Genomic DNA, 16,932 nt, shown 5'->3' with positions numbered 1-16,932 from the left:
ACATGTCTACCCCGATCACTCGGCGACGTCGATGGTGCAGCGGTTGGATTCCACTCCTGCGGCCGTGACCACCTGGATGTCGATGCGCCCGGGTTCCACTTCCGCCGGGACCGGCACCGTCAGCACGGCGTCGGAGGGGTTGGTGAACCCGCCCGGCACCGGGACCAGCGGGACGTGCACGTGGACCGCCCCGATCCGCACCACCAACCGGGCCAGCATCTCCGGCGTCTGCGCCCCGGGCGGCACGAAGCCCACGCCCCGGATCTCGATGTCGTCCCCGGGGCGAACGGCCGCGTCCAGATCCCCGGGTTCCCGTCTGCGCACCACCGACAGCACGATCGGGCGGGTGCCCTCCGCGTACTTCGCCGCCAGGTACACCGCGGCCGACAGCGCCACCAGCAGGGCCAGCGCCCAGGGCAGCTGCGGCAGCCGGTCCGGGAAGCGGGCCAGCGACGCAGCCGCGTAGGCCAGCACCGCCGTCGAGACGAGCACGTACTGCGCGTCCGGGAAGCTCCCGCGGCCCGCGTCGTCCGTCAGCAGGTCCACTCCGCGCGGCCGGTCGGCCGGCAGCTTCTGCAGCCGCTGGCCCATGATCCGTACGGACACCACCCGGCGTACGAGCACCGCCACCGCCGACGTCAGCGAGACCACCGCCAGCAGCGGCAGCGCCCGGTCCAGCGCGAGGCCCGCGTACAGCGCCTGCCGCTCGGGCCCCGGCGCCGAGGCGGCCAGCCGCAGCGCGGGCAGCAGCGTGGCGAACGCCGTCAGCACCACCCAGGCGCTGGGCACCGCCTTCGAGGTGGACAGCCGGTTGTCCTCGCCGACCAGCGGCGCCAGCAGTCCGCCGCGCACCGACTGGGCGCGGGCGGCGACCGTGAGCAGCCCGGCCAGCACCAGGGCGGCCAGCAGCCCGGCGGTGCGCGCCGCGGACCAGCCGGTGCCGAGCGCGGCGGCGACCTGGACCAGCAGCAGCACCCCGGCGGCGATCCACACGGCGAGGACGGCCCGCCGCGAGAACAGGTACAGCCAGGAGTTCCCGGCTTCCCGGCCCCGGTCGGCGACCGTACGGGCCGACAGGGTCAGTTCGTCGGAGACCCACTGGCGGGAGGCGCCGAGCGAGTGGGCCACGGCGGCCGGCACGCCCAGCCCGGAGGCGAACTCGTCGCGCTTCTCCAGGAAGGCGGCGACGGCACGGCGGTGGCCCTCACGTGCGCACTCCTCGCAGGTGCAGGCCGTGGTATGGGTACCTCTGGACATCTCTTGGACAGCCACGGACGTGCCGCCTCTCTGAACTACGGTGCAATGCCAGCGAATTGTGCACCACTGCGGCAGTGCTCCGGATTGCGCACGATGTCAGAGCAGGTGATTAACGGTTCATGATGTTGACGCCACCGGCGTGTCCCCCTCGTGGAGCAGCGGCTGACAGCTCACCCAGGCGGCCAGGTCGGACCCGAAGCGCTCGCGGGTGGCGACCGCGGCGCGGTGGTCGATGGGCACCGGCTTCCCGGCCGCCCGGGCGATCAGCTGCACCTGCGCCGCACGCTCCGCCGCGAGGAACCACCAGAGGGCGGCGTCCACCGAGTCCCCGACCGTCAGCAGCCCCCGGTTGCGCAGGACCAGCGCCTTGTACGGGCCCAGCGCGAGCGCGATCCGGCCGGGCTCCTCGGCCCCGGCGTACTCGTCGAGCAGCGCGTGGTCCTCGTAGAAGGCGCAGGCCTCCTCGGTGATCGGGGCCAGCAGCTCGCCCAGGGCCGCGAGGGCACGGCCGTACGGGGCTTGCGCGCGCACCACGGACACCACCTCGGGGCGCCGGCGGTGGACCGCCGCGTGCACGGCGAAGGCCAGCTCGTTGACCCGGCGCTCCCCGCGGAGCACCCGTCCGTCCCCGTCGACCAGCAGCAGGTCGCCGGCGGTGAGCGCGGCGAAGGGCCGTCCGAAGGGGTTCACCCAGTAGCAGTACTCGAACTCGGGGTCCCGCACGGTGACCTGCCCGGCCACCCCGTCCCCGTACCCCAGCCGGCCCAGCAGCCGCAGCGCCCCGGCGAGGCGCTCCTTGCGGTGGGCGCGCGCCGCCTCGGCGGTGTCGTGCACGGGCGGCATCTCGAAACCGAGCCGCTCCACGGGCACGGGTACGGGCCGGTCCGGCATGGTCCCCTCCTTACGGTCGTCTGCGTTCGCCCACGGTCGTCCTCGGGTCGCGGCGCAAAGTACCGGCGCCCCCGCGAAGTGGCCATACATACGACGAAGCCGCCGCTCGGGAAGGAGCGGCGGCTTCGGTTTCAGGCGCTGACGGGGACTACTCCCACTCGATGGTGCCCGGGGGCTTGCTCGTGCAGTCCAGGACCACCCGGTTCACCTCCGGCACCTCGTTGGTGATGCGCGTGGAGATCCGCGCGAGCACCTCGTACGGCATGCGCGTCCAGTCCGCGGTCATCGCGTCCTCGGACGAGACGGGGCGCAGCACGATCGGGTGACCGTAGGTGCGGCCGTCGCCCTGGACGCCGACGCTGCGGACGTCGGCGAGCAGCACGACCGGGCACTGCCAGATCTCGCGGTCCAGGCCGGCCGCGGTCAGCTCGTGGCGGGCGATGGCGTCGGCCTCGCGCAGCAGGTCCAGGCGCTCCTTGGTGACCTCGCCGACGATGCGGATGCCGAGGCCGGGGCCCGGGAAGGGCTGGCGCTGGACGATCTCGTCCGGCAGGCCGAGCTCCTGGCCGACCATCCGGACCTCGTCCTTGAACAGCTGGCGCAGCGGCTCGACGAGTTCGAACTCGATGTCGTCGGGGAGCCCGCCCACGTTGTGGTGGGACTTGATGTTCGCGGTGCCGGTGCCGCCGCCGGACTCGACGACGTCCGGGTACAGGGTGCCCTGGACGAGGAAGGCGACCGCGGGGCCGTCCTCCTGGAGGATCTCCAGCTGGGCCTGCTCGAAGACGCGGATGAACTCGCGGCCGATGATCTTGCGCTTGGTCTCCGGGTCGGAGACGCCGGCGAGCGCGTTCAGGAAGCGTTCCTGCGCGTCGACGACCTTCAGCTGCACGCCGGTCGCGGCGACGAAGTCCTTCTCGACCTGCTCGGTCTCGCCCTTGCGCATCAGGCCGTGGTCGACGTAGACGCAGGTCAGCTGCGAGCCGATGGCCTTCTGCACGAGGGCTGCGGCGACCGCGGAGTCCACGCCGCCGGAGAGGCCGCAGATGGCGCGCTTGTCGCCGACCTGCTCGCGGATCGCCGCGATCTGCTCCTCGACGATGTTGCCGGTGGTCCAGGTGGGGGCGAGGCCCGCGCCGCGGTAGAGGAAGTGCTCCAGGATCTGCTGGCCGTGCGTGGAGTGCATCACCTCGGGGTGGTACTGCACGCCGTACAGCTTCTTCTCGTCGTTCTCGAAGGCCGCGACCGGGACGACGTTCGTCGACGCGGTGACGGTGAAGCCCTCGGGGGCGGCGGAGCAGGCGTCGCCGTGGGACATCCACACCGACTGGTTCTCGGGGGTGCCCTCGAAGAGGGTGGAGCCGGCCTTGGAGACGGCCAGCGGGGTGCGGCCGTACTCGCGGGCGCCGGTGTTGTCGACCTGGCCGCCGAGGGTGACCGCCATCAGCTGGAAGCCGTAGCACATGCCGAAGACGGGGACGCCGGCCTCGAAGAGGGCGCGGGCGTCGTCCAGGCGCGGGGCGCCCTCCTCGTACACGGAGGACGGACCGCCGGAGAGGATGATCGCCTTGGGGTTCTTGGCCAGCATCTCGTCGACGGGCATCGAGCTCGGCACGATCTCGCTGTAGACCCGTGCCTCGCGGACGCGGCGGGCGATGAGCTGGGCGTACTGGGCGCCGAAGTCGACGACGAGAACCGTGTCCGGGGCGCTGTCGTGGGCGGCGGAGGGTGCTTCTGGCACGGGGCGGCCTTCCGGCGGAAGAGGTGGCTGTTTTGTCGATTCTAACGGGGGACGCAGTGCCCTCTTCGTCTCACCATCCGAATCGGCTTGGCCCCGGGGCCGACGGAAGGTAATAATCCGTTCCATGCGCAAGCAGCTGAGCTTCCTCTTTACCTATGGCACCGGCCGGTCCGGTCGCCATGGGTCCTCGTGATGCTCGCTTGAGCCGCTGACTTCCCAGAGCGCCCCGGTCCGACAGGACCGGGGCGCTCTGGCGTTCCTCCGGACCTGCGGGCCCCACCCGACAGGAGAGATGACCATGACCACGATCACCACCACCCCCGAGCAGCTGATCGCCGACTCCCGGATGCGCATCGACGCCATCGACGACCGGATCATCGGCCTGATCCAGGAGCGGATGGCCGTCTCCACGGTCATCCAGGACGCCCGGATCTCATCGGGCGGGCGCCGCGTGCACCTGTCCCGCGAGATGGAGGTGCTCTCCCATTGGAGCGATGCCCTCGGGAAGCCCGGCACCGCCCTCGCCATGACCGTGCTGGAGCTGTGCCGCGGTCGCGTGTGACGGCTGTTCGTCACCCGTCCGGAGCGTGACCGCCCGCCGTGGCCCTTCGTTGGTGAGGTTGTCCGCGGCAGCCAGCCGCGGGACCGCATCACCACGCGTGGCTCCGCCGGAGCGATGAGACGTGCGCCCCGTGGAGCGCGCGTCGTGGGACCTCGCTCCTTCGCGTGACCGGACGGCAGGGGACAGCAGCCCGGTCACCCCTTGGAGGACGGCCGGCCCTGGGGACGCCCCGGGCCGGCCGTTCTTCGTCTTCACGCGTACGGGGTCACCCGCGTACGGGGCTACGCCCGCCCGGCCGCCTTGCGCCGGAACGCCAGGACCAGGGCGCCGCCGGCGGCCACCAGTGCCGCGCCGCCGAAGGCGATCACCTCGGCCGAGGTGCCGGTGGAGGCCAGGCCGCCGTTCGCCTTGGTGCCCGTGCCGGTGCCGGTACCGGTGCCCGAGGTCGGCGAGGCGCTCGCCGTCGGGGTGGCCGAGGCGCTCGGGGTGGCCGAGGCCGTGGGCGTCGGGCTCGGCGTGGTGCCGCCGCCCTTCGCGTTGATCACGAAGGCCGCCTTGTTGTTGGCGTGGTTCGGGTCCCACCGCTGGGGCTGGGTGCCGCCGGGCGTCCACTGGCCGACCGAGACGGAGCCCTTGGCGTCCTCGACGACCTTCTCGATCTTCAGCTCGAACGGGTAGACGAACCTCTCCTTCTCCCCCACCACGTTTCCGGTGGAGCAGAAGTAGCGCGGCGCGCCCAGGGCCTGCTCGCGCTGGGTGCCGTCGGCGTTGACCCCCTGGCAGCGGTCCGGCACCTTGGTGACCCTCGCGCCGGCCGGGATGACGATGTCCGTGCGGGCGACGTCCTTGTCGGAACGCAGGTGGGCCACCCACGCCGGGCCGTTGTTGCGGAAGCCGAAGTCGGCCCGCACCGTCTCGCCGGCCTTGCCCTTGAGGGACACGGGCGCGACCACGAGGTCGGCGGTGTTCTTCGTCGCGAAGTCGAACTCCTGGAGGTTGTTCCAGGGGGCGAGGTCATCCGCCTGCGCGGAGGCCTTGGGCGCCCGCGCCTTCGCGGTCAGCTGCTTGCCGGCGGCGGGCTTGCGGAGCTTCTCGGCCTTCGGCTGCTCGCCGTTCGCGTACACCGCGTAGGTGAGCGAGTCGGCGAAGGCGTGCGGGGCGGCCCTGAGGGTCAGCGGGCCGTCCACGCCGTAGATCTTGCCCGCCTCGTACTCGCCTTCGAGCAGGCACTGCACCGTGGTCCACGGCCCGCCCGCGCCCGTGTCCTCGGAGTAGGAGCAGTTGCCGTACTGCTCCACCAGGCCGATGCCGTGCGTGGTGCGCACTTCGAGCACCACGCCCTGGACGGACTCCGTGCCCCGGTTGGCGAAGACGATCGGCAGGGCCTGCTTGTCGCCCGGCTTCTGCTCCGCCTTGAGGGCTGCGGGCTCCATCACCAGGTCGGGGCCGCCGACCCGCACCTTGGTGGTGGCGGCCTTGATGGCGGCGCCCTCGGCCTTGCCGGTGACCGTCAGGTCCGCGGTCGCGCCGGCCTTGCTGTCCTTGGCCGCGCTGAGGTTCAGGTCCACGACGGTGGAGTCGCCCGTCCACAGTGCCCAGCGCTTGCAGGTCACGGCGGTGGCGGTGAGCGTGCAGTCCGAGCTCTGGTGCTCGGCGAGCGTGACGTCGGCGACGCCCTTGAGAGGGGTCAGGTCGATCGTGAAGGTGCTCTGGCGGTCGAACGTCCTGGCGGTGTCGTTGAAGATCCGGAACTCGACCGAGGTCTTCTGCGGCTTGGCATCGGCGCCGGGGTGGGGGCGCAGGCCCGTCTCGGCCGGGCCGGCCAGCCGGAATTCGGGGTCCGCTGCGTGTGCGGGAGGGGTGGCCAGCGCCACGGCCGCGAGGCCACAGGCAGCCAGCAAGGAGATGCGCTTTCTCATGCAGCCGTTGACTGTCGAAGATCAGTAGCAGTTGCACACTTCACCGTGTGATCGACGCCACAGCCGGGCCCGGCGGATTCCGGTACAACCTTCAAGGCTGAACATCTGTCACCTATGTACCGCGGCGGGTACCGCGCTCGGAGGGGGAGCGCGGTACCCGCCGCTGTCATGACCGGCGCGGCGGAATCTCGGGGACCGCCAGGAACGGCAAGCGCAGGGCGCCGAAGGCCTCCTTCGGGACCGCCGGACGGGCCGGCTCCACCGCCTCCAGGCGTACGTACGCCGCCCCTTGTGCGGGCCGCGGGTCCTGCTCGCCCTTGTTCGGCCAGTACGACATCGCCCGCTCCGCTTGTGCCGTGATCGTCAGCGACGGATTGACCCCGAGGTTCGCGGAGACCGCCGAACCGTCGACCACCGAGATGCCCGGGTGCCCGTAGAGCCGGTGGTACGGGTCCACCACGCCCTCCTGCGCCGACGCCCCGATCGGGCAGCCGCCGAGGAAGTGCGCGGTCAGCGGGGTCCCCATCAGCTCGCCGATGTTGCTGCCCGGGAAGCCGTTGATCTCCTCGGCCAGCAGCGTCGCCGCCTGCGTGGCCTCCGCGATCTGCACCGGGTTGGGGGCGCCGTGGCCCTGGCGGGCGGTGAGCAGGCCCTTCCCGATCCCGCCGGGCTTGCGGTACGTGGTCAGGGAGTTGTCCAGCGACTGCATGACCAGGCCGATGATGGTCCGTTCCGACCAGCGCCGGTTCGACAGCGAGCGGGCCAGCTGGAGCGGGTGCTTCGCGGTCCTGGCCAGCCAGGCGCGGACGCGGTGCCTGCTGTGGGGGACCTGGAGGACGGTCATGAACCCCATGGCGTTGGAGCCCTTGCCGTAGCGGACCGGCTCGATGTGGGTGTCGGCGTTGGGGTGCACGGAGGAGGTGATCGCCACGCCCCGGGTGAAGTCGGCGCGTTGCTCCGTGCCGGGGCCCGCGCCCTGCCGTTTGCGGTAGCGGCGGTCGTCGGTCTGTGCGCCGACCAGGCCCTCGGAGTTGGTCCGGGTCAGCTCGCCGAGCCGGTCGGACAGGTGCGGGAGCTCCCCGCGGTCCTTCATCGTGTGCAGCAGGGTCTGCGTGCCGTACGTGCCCGCCGCGACGACCACGTGGCGGGCGCGCAGCACCTTGGCCCGGCCCCGGCGGCGGCCGTCGGTGGGGACGGTGCGGACGCGGTAGCCGCCCTCGGGGTGGTCGGCGAGGGCGGTGACGGTCGTCATGGGGTGGATGACGGCGCCGGCACGTTCGGCGAGGTGCAGGTAGTTCTCGTTCAGGGTGTTCTTGGCGCCGTGCCGGCAGCCGGTCATGCACTCGCCGCATTCGGTGCAGGCCTTGCGGGCGGGGCCGGCGCCGCCGAAGTACGGGTCGGGGGCCTCCTCGCCGGGCCGGACCTTCGCGTGGCCCTCGGCGTCGTCGCCGTCGCCGAAGAAGACGCCGACCGGGGCCATGTGGAAGGAGTCCGCCACGCCCATCTTCTCGGCGGCCGCCTTGAGGTGGACGTCGGAGGGGGTCATGGTCGGGTTGAGTCGCACGCCGAGCATCCGCTGGGCCTGGTCGTAGTAGGGGGCGAGTTCGGCGCGCCAGTCGGTGATGGACGCCCACTGCCGGTCCTCGAAGAAGGCGGTGGGCGGCACGTACAGGGTGTTGGCGTAGTTGAGCGAGCCGCCGCCCACGCCGGCGCCCGCGAGCACCATGACGTTGCCGAGCAGGTGGATCCGCTGGATCCCGTAGAGCCCGAGGGCCGGGGCCCACAGGTAGTTCCGCAGGTCCCAGCTGTTCTTCGGCAGGCTTTCGCGGGTGAACCGGCGCCCTGCCTCCAGGACGCCGACCCGGTACCCCTTCTCGGTCAGGCGCAGGGCCGAGACCGAGCCGCCGAAGCCCGATCCGATGACGATGACGTCGTAGTCGTATGCGGCGTCGGACGCGTCGGCGGAGTCGGATGCGTCGACTGCGCCGGTTGCGTCGGATGCGTCGTCGTGCGACACGGATACCCCTTAGCGCAGTCGGAGGGCCTTCATGATCTTGAGGCTGCGGGTCATGAACGCCGCGTACTTCTCGTCGTCCATGCCCAGCGAGGGCGCCATCGGGAGCAGCCGCTGGTGGGCGACGGTCTGGGCCTCGGTGTACTTGAGGATGCCCTCGGAGCCGTGGCGGCGGCCGAGGCCGGAGTCCTTCATGCCGCCCATGGGCGCCTGGGCGCTGCCGTAGGCGGGGGCGTAGCCCTCGTTGATGTTGACGGTGCCGGTGCGCAGGCGGGCGGCGACGGAGTGGCCGCGGCGGGCGTCCTTGGTCCAGACGCTGGAGTTGAGGCCGTACGCGGTGGCGTTGGCCTCCGCGATGGCCTGGTCCTCGTCGGTGAAGCGGTAGATCGAGACGACCGGGCCGAAGGTCTCCTCGCCGCACACTGCCATGGGCGACTCGACGCCGTCGAGGATGGTGGGCTCGTAGAAGAGCGGGCCGATGTCGGGGCGGGCGGTGCCGCCGGCGACGAGGGTGGCGCCCTTGGCGACGGCCTCGTCCACGTGCCGCTGTACGGTCTCCAGCTGGCGTTCGCCGACCAGGGAGCCCATGTCGGCGCCGTAGGCGAGCGAGCTGCCGAGCCGCATGGCCTTGGTGCGGGCGGCGAAGCGCTCGACGAACGCGTCGGCGACGGAGGCGTGGACGTAGAGCCGCTCGATGGAGATGCACAGCTGGCCCGCGGAGGAGAAGCAGGCGCGGACGGCGCCCGCGGCGGCCTTCTCCACGTCGGCGTCGTGCAGGACGAGCATGGCGTTCTTGCCGCCGAGTTCGAGGGAGACCCCGACGAGCCGGTCGGCGGCGCCCCGGGCGACCTCGCGGCCGGTGCGGGTGGAGCCGGTGAAGGAGACGTAGTCGGCGTGCCGGACCACCTCGGGGCCGACGACCGGGCCCTCGCCGAGGACGATCTGGAAGACGTCGGCGGGGAGCCCGGCCTCGATCAGCAGGTCGCGCGCCCACAGGGCGGTGAGGGCGGTCTCGGTGTCGGGCTTCATGACGAGGGCGTTGCCCGCCACGAAGGCGGGCAGGGCGTCGCCGACCGACAGCTCCAGGGGGTAGTTCCAGGGGGCGATCTGGCCGACGACCCCGCGCGGCTGGCGCAGCTCGGTGACCTTGGTGAGGGTGGGCATGGCGCCCGTGTGGCCCTTGGGGCGCAGGTACGAGGGGGCCTTGCGGCCGTAGTGCCGGGCGGCGACGGCGACCGCCTGGACCTCCTCGTGGGCGTGCAGGCGGGCCTTGCCGGTCTCCAGCTGGATCAGGTCGAGGACCTCGGCCTGCCGGTCCAGGACCAGGTCGTGGAAGCGCAGGAGCACGGCCGCCCGCTTGGCGACGGGGACGGCCGCCCAGGCGGGCTGGGCGGCGCGGGCCCGCTCGAAGGCCTCGGCCACGTCCTCGGGGGTGGCCTCGGGGAGTTCCGCCAGCCGGTCCCCGGTGAAGGGGGTGTGGTTGGCGGTGCGCCCGGAGCCGAGCACTCCGCGGGTCAGCCGGGCGACCAGATCGGGGGTCACCACGTCGGCGGCGGTACGGGCGCCGGCCGGGGCCGGGGCGACCGGATTGGTGGGTGCCGGTGCGGTGCGGAGGGGGGCCGGGGCCTGCGAATCCGTCATGCCGGTGAGCGTATTGCGCCGGACAGCCTTTGGGTACCCGCCGGTAACCGGATTTTGCCATTTCCGCCAGTGATCGCTGGCAGGATGCCGGAATCAGGGCTTCTTGACGGGCGGTTCCCAGCCGCTGAGCACGATGTCGAACTGCTGCTCGGTCGTGGACCAGTCGGCGACGGGGCTCGACATGTAGATCGCGTACTCCGTGCCGTCCGGGTCGATGTACATCTGCTCCTTGGCTCTTCGCGGACCGGGGTGGTTCTGCTTCTCCGTCCAGGTGAAGTCCCAGAGCGCGCCCCGGGTGCTGCCCCGGAAGGTGTTCTGGTTCAGCCGCACCTTCTTGTAGTCGGTCCGCTTCGCCACCTGCTGCTCCAGGTCGAGCAGGTGCGCCAACGGGTCCCGGTAGTCCGGGGTGGGGTCGGCGGCGATCCGGATGAAGTGCTTCCCGTCGTCCGGGGTGTAGTCGATCTGGTCGCCGTTCGACACGCGCTTCCAGCCCTCCGGGACGAACAGGGTGAAGCCGCCGATGGGGTCGGTGACCTTGGTGTAGCCGGCCGGCACGGGGGCCACGTCGGGGGCGCTGACGTTCTTGTCCCCGCCGCCGCTCCCCGCGTCACCGGTGTACTTGAGCACCCCGAACACACCGCCGCCGCCGAGCAGCGCCGCCACCAGGGCGATGCCCGCGGCCCGCTTGAGCCAGCCGCTCGCCGGATCCGCGGGTGCGGGTACCGGCGGGCGCTCCGCGGGTTCCGGCAGCGGGGCCGTCTGCGAGGTCGTCTGCGGGGCCGGGTGCGCGCGCTCGGCCGGCGCGGCCGGCTCGGCGGACGGCTCCTGCGCCGGGGCCAGTTCGTCCTGGGTCACCGCGCGCGTCGGCACGTACGCCTGCGCCGCCTTCGGCTCCCGGCCCTCCATCGCCTCCAGCAGCATCCGCTCGGCCTCCGCGGCCGAGGGACGCTCCATCGGATCCTTGCGCAGCAGGGCCGTGATGACCGGACCCAGGGCCTCCGCCTGGCGCAGCGCCGGCGGCTCGTCGTTCACCACGGCCTGCAGGCTGGAGATGGGCGACGTACGCCGGAACGGCGAGCGGGCCTCCACCGCCGTGTAGAGGGTGGCGCCCAGCGACCACAGGTCCGAGGACGGGTCGGGGATCCCGCCGGTGACCCGCTCGGGAGCCAGGTAGTCGATGGAGCCGACGATCTCGCCGGTCCGCGTGATCGAGGAGTCGCCCTCGATCGCGGCGATCCCGAAGTCCGTGAGCAGCACCCGGCCGTCCTTGGCCAGCAGCACGTTGCCCGGCTTCACGTCCCGGTGCAGCACGCCGACCGCGTGCGCGGCGCGCAGCGCGCCCAGCACGTGCAGGCCGATCCGGGCCGCCTCGCGGGGCTCGATCCGCCCGGCCGCCTTGGCCGCCTCCGCGAGGGAGGGGCCGTCGATGTACTCCATGACGATCCACGGCCGGTCGTCGTGCTCCAGCACGTCGTGCACGACGACCACCGCCGGATGCTGGATCCGGGCCGCGGCCCGCGCCTCCTTCTGCGTCCGGGCGTGCATGACGTCCCGGTCGGCCTGGGAGACGTACAGACCCGCCGTCAGTTCCTTGACCGCGACGGTCCTGTGGAGCAGCTCGTCATGCGCGCGCCACACCTTGCCCATGCCGCCGCGGCCGATCGGCTCGACGAGCCGGTACCGGCCCGCCAGCACGGCGCCCCCACCTGTCTGCTGTTCCACGAAATCCCGCCGCTCTCTGCACTTACGGCCAGATTACGGAGCCCACAGGGGCTGCAGGAACCGCCCGGCCGCCGAAAGACGGCACTGTGACGCAATCGCCGTACTGATCCGTCGTCAGTATCCGTTCAACCGCCCGACTTGTAACTCGCCGTGGCCTTCTCGAAGACCTCGGTGACCTTGGACTGCTCGTCCTCCGGGCCGGTGACCAGGACGACGTGGTAACTGCCTCCCAGCGCCACGACGAAATTGCGGGCGTAGACGTTGCGACCGGTCCCGTCGATCCACGTGTAGCGGCCCGTGGCCTGAAGCTGCTGGCCCACCTTCGTGGTCTTGACGTCCCCGACGGTCGACCAGGTGGAGGTGCGGTACGGGGTCAGCTCCGGCTCCTTGTCCTTCTGGTACGCCGCCGGGTCCGGGTTGCCCTGGACCTTGTCCCGGCCGGGGACCACGGTCAGCACGAACGCCCCGTCCGTGTACCGCACCTGGCCGGCCTCGTTGATCCCGCGCCGCTCCCAGCCGTTGGGCACGGCGATCTCGAAGTGCTCCGGGTCCTGCTGGGCGGTGTAGCCGGGCGGGGCGGACGCGGGGGCGGCCGGTGACCCGGCGGGCGCGGTCGTCTGCGGCGCGGGCCTGGACTCGGGTGTGCCGGTGGGGACCTGCGAGGGGCTCGGCTTCGACTGCGGCTGCGCGCTGCTCCCCGGGGCGTCGCCCTGCTGGTCCGCGGTGCCGGACCGGGGCATGAACAGCATCGCGTACGCCACGGCCCCGGCCAGCAGGACCAGGATGCCGACGAGCAGGGTGCGGCCGAGGGCGCGCGGCTTGCGGGGGGCCGCGGGATTGCGGTGCCGCCCGTGGACCTCGCCGCGGCGGCGTACGACGGGCAGCCGCGCGGGATCCGCCTCCGGCATGGGAAGCAGCCCGAAGCCGGCCTCCGGCTCGGGGGCCGACCGTACGAGCGAACGCAGCCAGCCGCGGAGCTCCTCGAAGTCGGGCCGCTCGGTCGGGTCCTGACGCAGCAGCGACTCCACGACCGGGCGCAGCGCCCCGCACTCCTCCGCGAAGGCGGGCGGTTCGGCGCAGACCAGCTCGACGAGCTCGGCGACGCTGTCCTCGGGGTACGGGGCGTGCCCCTGCACCGCGCGGTACAGCAGTGCGCCGAGCGCCCACAGGTCGGTGGCGGGCCCGACGGGGGGCGCCAGCTGCCAGTGCCCGAGGACGGGGCCGGCCTGCTCGGGCGCCCACCGCTCGGTGACGGCGCCGACGACGGCCATGCGCGTCTGGCGCGCCCGCTCGGCGTCCAGCCCGGTACGGGGCCCGGCCCAGCCGACCGTGGCGGGGGCGGGTCCCGCCCCGACGGGCTGCGGCGCCTCGGGCGCGGCCGGTACGGGGGCCTCGGCCTGGCGGTAGCCCTGGGGCAGGGCGAGCCGGGCGGGCAGCGCGGGCGCCGCCGGGGATTCGGCCCGGCTCCAGGCCGCCGGGGCGGGCCCGGGCTGCGGCTCGGCCGGGGCCTGGGCCTGGGCCTGCCGGCCGTCCTGTTCCGGCGACTCCGGCGACTGCTGCGGATCCAGCGGGTCCAGCGGGGCCGGCTCCTGCGAGGCGGGCAGGGCCGGGCGGTTGCGGGGGGTCGCGCCGTGCCAGGGAGCGGCGGCGGAGGTCTCCGGGCCGCCGTACGGGTACGAGTACCCCTGCGGGAGCGTCGACCCGTGCGGCCGCTGCTCCGGCACGACGACGGGACCGGTCTGGCGCTGCTCGCCGACCTTGGCGGCGGCCGCCCGGGCCCCGGCCCGGTAGGCGGCGATGGCTCCGGCCCGCGCGGCGGCCTGGAGGTCGGGGCGGTCCTGGGGACGGCCCGGGGTGATGTGATCGTTGTACCGGGGCCCGGTGTCGTACCCGGGAGCCACCAGCGGGGCGTACCCGGCGGAAGTGTCCGGGGCGGGCTCCGGTAAAGGCGTGGGCGCGGGGGCGGTGGCGGGGGCGGCCGTCGGGGCCGGAGCCGGCCCGGGAGCCGGGGCGGTGGCGGGCCCCGGGGCCGGGGCGGGAGCCGTTCCCCAGCCGCCGGCGCCTTCGGGGTCGGCGGAGTTCGGCACGGGGTCGTAGCCGCACAGGGCCTCTTCCGCCGCGCCGGCCGCCAGGCCCGTCAGCACGACCCGGCCGTCCTCGCACACCAGCACCGTCCGGACGGTGATGTTCCGGTGCGTCCAGCCGTGCGCGTGCAGCACGCGCAGCGCGGTCAGCACGTCCGACGCCACCTCAGCCGCCCGGTAGGGGCTGAGCGGTTCATCGGCTATCAGGGCGGCCAGCGGCCGGGCCGGGACCAGTTCGCTCACTATCCACAGCGACTCGCCCTCGGCGAACACGTCGAAGACCTGGTCCAGCCGGGGATGGTCCGGAATCGCGGCCGCCGCCTGCGCCGCCTCGATCGCGCGCCGCACGGCCGGCAGGTCCGCGGGCGAGCGGCGCGCCGCCGCCGGGACGGGCCGCTGTCCGTCGAGCAGCTCGGCGTCCACGACCTCCGGCAACGGCACCTGCCGAACCAGGACTTCCTGCCCGGTGCGCGTGTCGAAGGCCCGGGTCTCGACCAGCTCGTACGCGTCGGACGGGGGCAGCGGCAGACGGTAACGGCCGGCCAGGATCCGGCCCGCGTACTCCTCCACATCGCCTCCCCCGAGTGCGTGGGCCCCCCATGGCCCCGCTGACACGATACGTCGCCGGAGGCGCCCGCGTCCCGGGGTCAGCCGAGCGGCTGGAAGGTCTCGAAGGCGATGTTGCGCATCTGGGTGCACTGCGGACCGTCCCACTGGTCGGCGGCGCAGCTGATCATGACGGCGTAGCCGTGCGTGGCGTCCACCCTGAACCCGCGGTTGAGCACCCGGACCGTGACGCCGTTCTGCTCGCGCTCGAACTCCCAGTCCGCGACCGTCGGGTAGCCCTTGTACTCCGTGGTGTCTATGCGGATCTGCTTGTACGCCCTGCTGCTGCCGCCCACGGAGGGGGCGAGTTCGAGCCAGGCCTTGCGGGCGTCGTCGCCCGGGCTCTTGGTGTAGTCGACCTGGATCTTCGGGAAGTCCTTGGCCCGGCTGTAGATGGCGCCCGAGTTCTTGCCCGCCGTCTCCAGGTGCTTGAAGCCCTCGGGCATCACCATCGAGAAGTGGAACCCGAAGTCCTGCACCAGGGCGTATCCGGCCGGGACGGCGCCGCCCACTCCCCCGGAGGTGGCGCCCTGTCCCTCGCCGGCGCCCTGTCCCGCGCTGGCGGCCGGGGACTGCTGGCCCTGGCCGGGCTCGCCGCCCGTGCCGGTGGTGGTACCGGTGGTGGTGCCGGTGCCGGCACTGGTGCCCGCACTGCCGTTGCCGGCCGAATCACCGGTGTTCCCCGAGGGCTTCGGGGAGGCCGGCTTGTCGGGGGCGGAGGCGGCCGGGGTGGGCTGGCCGCCCTTGCCCTCGTTCTTGCCGCCCTTGTCGTCGTCGCCCATGGCGTAGGCGATCAGCGAGCCGACCACGGCCAGCACCACGACCACGGCGGCTATCGCGAGCGCGATGGTGCGGCGCGGCATGACGTCGGTGAGCGACGCGGCGACGGGGGACGGCTTGGCCTTCGGCGGCTCGGCGGCCGAGACGGCCGTCGTGGCCGCCGCGGCCGTGGCCGCCTTGCGGGCCGACTTCAGTGCGGCGCGGGCGCGTTCGCGCTGCTCGCGCTCACGGCGTTCGCGTTCCTTCTTCGCCGCCTTCTCGGCGGCCTTCTCGGCGGCCTTCTCGGCGGCCTTCTCGGCGGAGGCCTTGTCCGCGGCCGCCTTGGCGTCCGCGAGGGATATCTGCCGGGTCTCCTCGGCGGGGGCCGGGACCGCCGGGGCCGGCACGGGCTCGGGCGCGTTGACCACGGCGGTGAGCAGGGCCCGCGCCCGGGCGTCGTCGAGCCGCAGCGCGGGGTCCTTGACCAGCAGACCGTAGATGACCTCGGCCAGCGGGCCGGCGTTCTTCGGCGGGTCCACGGGCTCGGTCATCACCGCGGTGAGGGTGGCGAGCGCGGACCCCTTGTCGTACGGGGGCACTCCCTCGACGGAGGCGTACAGCAGGCCGCCGAGCGACCACATGTCGGCGGGCGGGCCGGGCTTCTGACCGCGGGCGCGCTCGGGGGAGATGTACGAGGGCGCGCCGACGAGCATGCCGGTGGAGGTGACGGAGGGGTCGCCCTCGACCTGCGCGATGCCGAAGTCGGTGAGGACGACACGGCCGTTGCCGGCGATGAGCACGTTGGAGGGCTTGACGTCGCGGTGCAGGATGCCCTGGCCGTGGGCGGCGCGCAGCACGTCGAGCACGGCGAGGCCGACCTCGGCGGCGCGACGGGGGGTCAGCGGACCGTTCTCCCGTACGAACTCGGCGAGCGAGGGGCCCTCGATGAGCTCCATGACGATCCACGGCCGGCCGTCCTCGTCGACGACGTCGTAGACGGTGACGGCGCCGCCGCTGCGGATCCGGGCGATGGCCTTGGCCTCGCGGAGGGTACGGGTGATGAGGCGGCGCTTCTCGTCCTCGTCGACCCCGGTGCTGAAGCGGAGCTCCTTGACGGCGACCGTCCGGCCCAGGGTCTCGTCCTGGGCCCGCCAGACGGTGCCCATGCCGCCCTTGCCGAGCACGGCTCCGAGCCGGTAGCGCCCGGCCAGCAGCCGTCCCTCGTCCTGGCCGTCCCCGGCCGCCTTCGCCGCGGCGGCCTTGACGGCAGCCGCCATGGCATCGGCCTTCTCGACGACGGGGTTGACCCCTTCGCCCGCCTTGGCAGCCACAGCCTTCCCCAGCCCCGGCTTCACTGCCGAACCCTCAGCCTTCGCCGCAGGCGCGACCTCGCGCTCGGCGTCGTCCTTCACCGCGGCCTTGCCCGCAGGCGCAGCCTTGGCGTCCGCCGCGGGCACCGCCTCGGGCTCGGCCGCAGCCGCGGCCCCAGCCTTCGCCGCAGGCTTGCCCTCGCGCCCGGCCCTGGCCGCAGGCGCGGCCTCGCGCTCGGCGTCGGCCTTCACCGCGGCCTTGCCCAGCCCCGGCTTCGCATCTTCGGGCTTGGCCGCAGGCGCAGGCGCGGCCTTGGCGTCCACCCCGGGCACCGCCTCGGGCTTGGCCGCAGCCGCGGCCCCAGCCGTCGCCGCGGGCTTGCCCTCGGGCTCGGCCTTGCTCAACCCGGGCTTCGCAGCCGCAGG

General features: G+C 73.3%; 10 protein-coding genes. 1 reads left to right on the top strand and 9 read right to left on the bottom strand.

What is annotated here, in order from left to right; all coding sequences use genetic code 11:
* Positions 1-15 precede the first annotated feature (15 nt).
* The 3 genes from ACIPYQ_RS06725 to guaA all read right to left on the bottom strand — a co-directional run bounded on the left by ACIPYQ_RS06725 (position 16) and on the right by guaA (position 3,889).
* Positions 16-1,257, bottom strand: a complete 1,242-nt coding sequence (locus ACIPYQ_RS06725) for a hypothetical protein (protein WP_401246824.1) — start codon at positions 1,255-1,257, stop codon at positions 16-18.
* A gap of 117 nt (positions 1,258-1,374) precedes the next feature.
* Positions 1,375-2,148: a class II aldolase/adducin family protein gene (locus ACIPYQ_RS06720; RefSeq protein ID WP_401246821.1), complete on the bottom strand. Its 774-nt coding sequence runs from the start codon at positions 2,146-2,148 to the stop codon at positions 1,375-1,377.
* A gap of 148 nt (positions 2,149-2,296) precedes the next feature.
* Entirely contained in the window at positions 2,297-3,889 is a 1,593-nt protein-coding gene (guaA, locus tag ACIPYQ_RS06715) for a glutamine-hydrolyzing GMP synthase (RefSeq protein WP_361760549.1), read from the bottom strand.
* A gap of 298 nt (positions 3,890-4,187) precedes the next feature.
* On the opposite strand from guaA, the gene ACIPYQ_RS06710 reads away from it, so the two are divergent.
* The gene (locus ACIPYQ_RS06710) at positions 4,188-4,451 is read left to right on the top strand and encodes a chorismate mutase (RefSeq protein ID WP_319726447.1); all 264 of its coding nucleotides are present in this window, start codon (positions 4,188-4,190) and stop codon (positions 4,449-4,451) included.
* 281 nt (positions 4,452-4,732) lie between these two features.
* Here the strand turns inward: ACIPYQ_RS06710 and ACIPYQ_RS06705 are convergent, their stop codons facing one another.
* The 6 genes from ACIPYQ_RS06705 to ACIPYQ_RS06680 form a co-directional block, all read right to left on the bottom strand.
* Positions 4,733-6,370 carry an LPXTG cell wall anchor domain-containing protein gene (locus tag ACIPYQ_RS06705; protein WP_401246816.1) on the bottom strand — a complete coding sequence of 546 codons (1,638 nt, stop codon included), beginning with the start codon at positions 6,368-6,370 and terminating at the stop codon, positions 4,733-4,735.
* A 166-nt stretch (positions 6,371-6,536) separates the two neighbouring features.
* The gene (locus ACIPYQ_RS06700; RefSeq protein WP_401246813.1) at positions 6,537-8,387 is read right to left on the bottom strand and encodes a GMC oxidoreductase; all 1,851 of its coding nucleotides are present in this window, start codon (positions 8,385-8,387) and stop codon (positions 6,537-6,539) included.
* Positions 8,388-8,396: 9 nt separating this feature from the next.
* Positions 8,397-10,025: a succinic semialdehyde dehydrogenase gene (locus ACIPYQ_RS06695; protein WP_401246810.1), complete on the bottom strand. Its 1,629-nt coding sequence runs from the start codon at positions 10,023-10,025 to the stop codon at positions 8,397-8,399.
* A 93-nt stretch (positions 10,026-10,118) separates the two neighbouring features.
* Positions 10,119-11,747 carry a serine/threonine-protein kinase gene (locus ACIPYQ_RS06690; RefSeq protein ID WP_401246807.1) on the bottom strand — a complete coding sequence of 543 codons (1,629 nt, stop codon included), beginning with the start codon at positions 11,745-11,747 and terminating at the stop codon, positions 10,119-10,121.
* A gap of 125 nt (positions 11,748-11,872) precedes the next feature.
* Positions 11,873-14,401 (bottom strand): protein kinase, encoded by a 2,529-nt coding sequence (locus ACIPYQ_RS06685; RefSeq protein ID WP_401246804.1) that lies wholly within the window; start codon positions 14,399-14,401, stop codon positions 11,873-11,875.
* Positions 14,402-14,478: 77 nt separating this feature from the next.
* The gene (locus ACIPYQ_RS06680; RefSeq protein WP_401247680.1) at positions 14,479-16,473 is read right to left on the bottom strand and encodes a serine/threonine-protein kinase; all 1,995 of its coding nucleotides are present in this window, start codon (positions 16,471-16,473) and stop codon (positions 14,479-14,481) included.
* Positions 16,474-16,932 lie beyond the last annotated feature (459 nt).

The sequence above is a fragment of the Streptomyces sp. NPDC090045 genome (assembly GCF_044747975.1).
Classification (GTDB): Bacteria; Actinomycetota; Actinomycetes; order Streptomycetales; family Streptomycetaceae; genus Streptomyces.
The sequence above is the reverse complement of the archived record's forward strand: the minus strand, read 5'-3'. Positions and strand labels throughout refer to the sequence as shown.